4 protein-coding genes are annotated in these 5350 nt (G+C 70.2%); 2 read left to right on the forward strand and 2 right to left on the reverse strand.

Going from position 1 to position 5350, the window contains the following annotated elements:
* Positions 1-26: 26 nt before the first annotated feature.
* Positions 27-1085, reverse strand: coding sequence for a class I SAM-dependent methyltransferase (locus tag Q9R27_RS18655; protein ID WP_311253910.1), 1059 nt, complete (start codon positions 1083-1085; stop codon positions 27-29).
* Positions 1086-1184: 99 nt separating this feature from the next.
* Between Q9R27_RS18655 and Q9R27_RS18660 the strand changes: the two genes are divergently transcribed.
* Together Q9R27_RS18660 and Q9R27_RS18665 are read left to right on the forward strand one after the other, a co-directional pair.
* Entirely contained in the window at positions 1185-1535 is a 351-nt protein-coding gene (locus tag Q9R27_RS18660; RefSeq protein WP_311253911.1) for a hypothetical protein, read from the forward strand.
* A complete protein-coding gene (locus Q9R27_RS18665) occupies positions 1528-4527 on the forward strand; it encodes a glycosyltransferase (RefSeq protein ID WP_311253912.1) in 3000 nt (999 codons plus the stop codon). The genes Q9R27_RS18660 and Q9R27_RS18665 overlap by 8 nt, the downstream gene beginning before the upstream one ends.
* Before the next feature lie 12 nt (positions 4528-4539).
* Here the strand turns inward: Q9R27_RS18665 and Q9R27_RS18670 are convergent.
* Positions 4540-5350: SGNH hydrolase domain-containing protein (locus tag Q9R27_RS18670; protein WP_311253913.1), on the reverse strand; the 811-nt coding region annotated here is incomplete at its 5' end.

A 5350-nucleotide genomic window follows, 5' to 3' on the forward strand; every position in this document is an offset into this window, starting at 1 on the left:
ACCCGCCGGACGACGCACACCCGAACTCACGGTGCGCGGAGGATGGCGATGCCGGTGGTGCCGGGGTCGATCACGGTCAGGTTGAACCGCTGGGACCACTCGTCCACGGTGGCCTTCTCCTCGTCGCGGTGCATGTCGTCCAGGACGATGTGGGCACCCGGGGCGAGCCGGTCCCACAGCGCCGGCAGGGCGGGCTGGCGGGCCCGGGGGCCGGTGGTCCCGGGAGGTCCGTCGACCACGAGCAGGTCGACGGCACTGAGGTCGGCGAAGGCGGCGGTGTCATACCAGTCCGGGCTGTCGGGCGCGGTGGACAACGGCGCCAACGGGGCGTGGCGGGTCTCGACCGTCTCCTGGAGGGAGTGCCTGGTGACGTCCGCGCGGGTGAACTCGATGAACTCGGCGCTGTGGTCGACGCTGACGATCCGTCCGCCGGAGCCTTCGACCAGGTAGCCCATCCAGATCGTCGAGGCACCGCCGCCGAGTTCCAGCACGGTGTGGGGACGGGTCTCGGCGAGCAGGTCCGCCAGCCGCGCCATGCTGCGGGTGTTGATGGCCCATCGGCCCAGTGCCGGCATCAGGGCACGGGGGGTCACCTTGGCGTTCAGGTAGGCGAACGCCTCGAGGTCGCGGAGTTGCTCGCGCGTGTTCCAGCCGATCTGGCGGATCAGGGATTCCCTGGTGGCGCGACTGAGCGCAACGGGCTTCTTCGTCCCCTGCGCCGGGCTGGTGGGCGCGGGGGGCTGGGTGACCTGCTGGGCCGCCGCCGCTGCTGCTGCTTCGGTCCGCATGTCCTCCACGGATGCGGCGAGCAGATTGGTGGTCCGGGTCAGGTCGGCGATCCGCTTGCGGAGGTCGACGATCACCGCGCCAACGAGGGCCAGGGTCACCGCTGCGACGATGCCGGCCAGGGTGAGGTGGGACCTGACCAGGAAGACGATGGTGGCGACCAGTGCGACCGCGAGGACCAGCCAACCGACGACCCGCACTCTGCCCAACTGCATGGCTCTCCTGATGATCTCGGCGGTGTGCCCCACAGCGTAGAGCACGGCGCCCATCGTGGGGGCGGTTGCCGCGAGGCGATACACCCGGGCGACTCCTTCCTCGGATAGCATCCGGAGCGTCCACTGCGGGCCTGAGTCGGAGCCGAACGGGAGTGCGTGCAGGTGCGGTCGAGAAGCGTTATCGTGGCGGCGGCAATCGTCGTCGTACTGACTGTCGTGACGCTGGTAGCGGCGCTCCTCGAGGCGTGGTGGCTCGCCGTCACGGCGATCTGCGGCCTGGCAGGCGCTGCCCTGCTGGCGGCGCTCGACGTGGACCGTCGGATGCGCCTGCTCGCCCGGGAGACCCGGCGCGAGGTACGACGCGAACTGGGTGCGTCGGGCGAGCGCTACACGACCACGCTCAAGGAACTGGAGGCGCTCGTCGCCGCGACCCAGATCCTCAACGCACAACTCGTCGGCCGGTTGGATCGCCTCCAGGGCTCGATCGAGCAGGCTGTGGAGCGCCCCCGGGCTGACCCGACTGCCGATGGGTGACACTGCTCCCGCCGCGGAACCGCCTGAGTTGCGGCGCGCGGCTGCCCGTGACCACGCCGCGCGGGTCTCCCTGACCGGTGGGGCGCTGGTCAGGACGGCACTGCGGACCCGGTCGATCCACGCCCGCGAGATCCTGGCCGAGCTGGCCTGGCCGGGGCACTGGCCGGAGGACCTCTGTGCCTGGGCGGACACGCCGGGCGACGTCCGCGTCGAGGCCGGGATGGACGTACGTCGTCTGGTCTGGTTCGCCAGGGTCCTCGCCCTGCAGGAGGGGCGTCCGGATGACCTCCGGCGGGGCGCCGTACTCCTGGAGCGTGCCCTGGCAGCGGGAGACCTGGCCGAGCAGGAACCGATCGCCAGCGACCTCCTCCTGCAGTTGCGGATCATGGCACGTGACCCCCGCGCCGCAGACCTGGTGGAGGCAGCCGCGGTCACCGATGAGGTCAGGGCAGCGGCCCGTGCCGACCTGGCCAACCCACACCTGTTCGGGGCGGGGCCACCGGAGGCCTGGCTGGCTCGCGTCAACGAGGTGCTGGGCTTTGGGGGCCCGGGCAACGCGGACCTGGCTCCGCTCGTCCTGCGCGACGGGGCACCGGGAGATGCGCCGCTGGACCTGCTGTGTGCTCCCAGCGTCTCCCCCGCCCCGGGCCCGCAGCCGCTGATCACGGTGATCATGAGCTGTTTCCGCCCGGGCAAGCCACTGCTGACCGCAGTGAGGTCGATCATCGAGCAGAGTTGGCAGGAGTGGGAACTCCTGGTCGTCGACGATGCCTCGGAGCCGGAGCACGAGGACTACCTCAGCGCCGTGGCGCGGATGGATCCCCGGGTGCGGGTGATCCGCAAGGCGATCAACGGGGGCACCTACCGGGCCCGCAACACCGCGCTGCGCCAGGCCGCAGGCGAACTGTGCACCTTCCTCGACTCCGATGACTACCTGCATCCGCAGGCCCTCGAGCGCAGCGCCCGTGCCCTGCTCGACGACGATGCCCGGGTCGCGGTCTCCAGCCTCGGCTCGCGGGTGAGCCCGCTCCTCGAGTTCAACCGGCCCGGCTATCGGCCGGTCGACGGCGTCGCCACCTCACTGATGTTCCGCCGGGCACCGGTGGTCTCCCGGATAGGCTTCTTCGACCCGACGCGCAAGGGAGCCGACACCGAGTTCGCGAACCGGATCGAGGCGGCCTTCGCGACCAGGGTCCACGTGCTGCCCCTGGTGCTGACGCTGGCTCGTTCCGGCCTGACCCTCTCCTCCGCGGAGTTCTCCTACGGTTGGCGCCATCCCAGCAGGCGCGCCTATCGCGGGGCCTACGTCGGGTGGCACAAGCAGATCGCGGCAGGCAAGGCATCTCCGTTCCTGGATCCGACGCTGCCCCGGCGGTTCCCGGAGCCACGGCGCTGGCGCAAGGACCTCCTCGGCGACGGGCACCGGGCCCGCTTCGACCTCTGCCTCGCCGGCGACTGGCGGGCGTACGGCGGACCGCAGCGCTCCATGATCGAGGAGATCCGCGCGGCCCGCCAGGCAGGCATGCGGGTCGCGATCATGCACCTCGAGGCGTTCCGCTTCATGACGATCTATGACAAGGGCCTGTGCGCACCGATCATGGACCTGGTCCGGGACGGGAGCGTCGAGTGGATCCAGCCCGATGACGATGTCGAGATCGACATGCTCCTGGTCCGCTATCCCCCCGTGCTGCAGTATCCCCCTGCGGTGGGCACCACGGCCTCCGTGCGGTCGCTGTGCATCGTCGCCAACCAGGCGCCCGCCGAGCCGGACGGCAGCGACCGGCGCTACTCGGTCCGCGACGTCTCCGATCGGGCGGAGGAGATGTTCGGCGTCCCAGCCACCTGGATCCCGCAGGGCCCGACGGTGCGTGCGGCCGTGCTCCGGGAGGCGCCGGGGACCAGGGTCACCGGGTGGGACAACCCGGGGTTGATCGACGTCGCGGACTGGCAGCGCAAGCCCGGCAAGCGCTTCACCGGCGGCGTACGGGTGGGGCGCTATTCGCGGGACAACCGGATCAAGTTCCCCACGACGTACGCCGAGTTGCTCCGCGGCTATGCGTTCGGCGACGGCTACCGAGTCCGGATGATGGGCGCGACGAAGACGGTGGCGGCACTGGCCGAGGACGATCCGTCGGGAGCTCCGGGGATTCCCGACAACTGGGAACTCTTCGCCCAGGAGGCGATGCGACCGCAGCGGTTCCTGGCCGACCTGGACTTCTTCCTCTACCTGGACAACCCCGACGCGCACGAGGCGTTCGGACGCGTCCTGCTCGAGGCCGCCGCCAGTGGTGTCCTCACCATCGCCCATCCCAAGCACCGCGAGACGTTCGGGGACCTCTTCGACTACGCACTGCCCGGCGAGGCGCAGGAACTGATCGCCCGTTATGTCTCGGACGAGGATGCCTACCATGCCCGTGTGGCGCGGACGCTCGCGATGGTCCAGGAGCGGTATGGCCACGCGTCGTTCGTGGAACGCCTGCGCAGCCTGCGTACGCCGGAGCCATGCGCTGCCGGCGCTCCCCGGGACCTCGCGGATCCGGGTGGCGCGATGCACGACGTGCCGCCGCTGGCCGTGCAGTTGCGCCGCGCCCCCCACCGGGGTGCGCCGTTGCAGGTGGAGGCGAACCAGCCGTGGCAGGTGCGCTCGGTGCCGTTGCGGGCCGCGGCCGACGGCGAGCGTGCCGACCAGGTGACGGTCCTCTTCTCGCCAGGCGGCGCGGAGGACGTGGGTGCCTGGCTGCGTGGTCACGAGGCACTGCTGGAGGACGAGCGTGTCGACCAGGCCCTGGTCGACACGGTCCCGGAGTGCGTCACGGCCGTCCTGGTCTGTCGCGACGGCCTGGCATGGGCCTGCTCCCGCACGCAGTTGGCCGGGCTCCCCGACACCGCGGGGATCGCTCACCTCGCGATGATCCAGGCGCCGCCGCAGTGGCACACCCGTGCCTGGTGGGTCCGGGCCCACCAGGAGAGCGGCACACTGCTTCCGCAGTGACCTGACGTCAGGTCAGCGCAGGCCCTGGACGACCGGGACCAAGCGCTCCCTGAGGGGCTCGGTGAGGCTGAGCGCATAGGTGTCGGTCAGGTGCGAACCCGTGCGATAGACCAGTACGTCGTCGATCACGGGCACACAGACCCCGTCGGGGCAGACCAGGTCGATAAGGTCGATCAGGGTCACGTTGTCCACCAGCCCTGCGGCGGCCGCCTGGGCGAGTCCACCGCTCTGCGACTCGCCATCAGCCTGGTCGAAGGAGCAGGCGGTGAGGTCATCGGAATGCTCGACAACACACTCATGGACGGTGACGGGTGGCCTGGGGTTGTCGACGATGGCGGCGACGGGGATGCCGGCGTCGTCGAGTTCCTGCCAGCGACTGGCAATGGCCTGGACCATCGTCTCGGGGTCGAGGGTGGACGGATCCGTGATGTCGCTCAGCGCGGTCGGCGCCCCTTGTGAGGTGATCACCAGGTCGGGGTCGAGGTCGATCACTGCAGCGAGCACGTTCTGGTTCCACTCGGCGCAACTCGTGTAGGGCTGGCCCTTGCGGACCTGCATGCCGTCGTGGAAGCCGCACGCGGACTTGGTGAACGAGTGGACGTGCCAGCCCTCTTCCTCGGCGATCCGGGTCAGCGGGCTCTGGTATTGCAGGATCTTCGAATCGCCGACGACGACGATGTCCATCTCGGAGTCGAGGTCGCCGTATTCACACATGATCGCGGTGCTGTCCACCTGGTCCTGGTGGCAGCCGTTGCCATAGGCGACCGGAATGTCCCTGGTCGCCTCCGACGGGTCAGGCGTGATCCCTGCGGTGCCGGTCTGA

The sequence above is a fragment of the Nocardioides sp. AE5 genome (assembly GCF_031844485.1).
GTDB lineage: Bacteria > Actinomycetota > Actinomycetes > Propionibacteriales > Nocardioidaceae > Nocardioides.

Excerpts from the sequence above, each read along its gene's own strand:
- Q9R27_RS18665 (WP_311253912.1), top strand. The coding sequence starts at position 1,528 with ATGGGTGACACTGCTCCCGCCGCGGAACCGCCTGAGTTGCGGCGCGCG.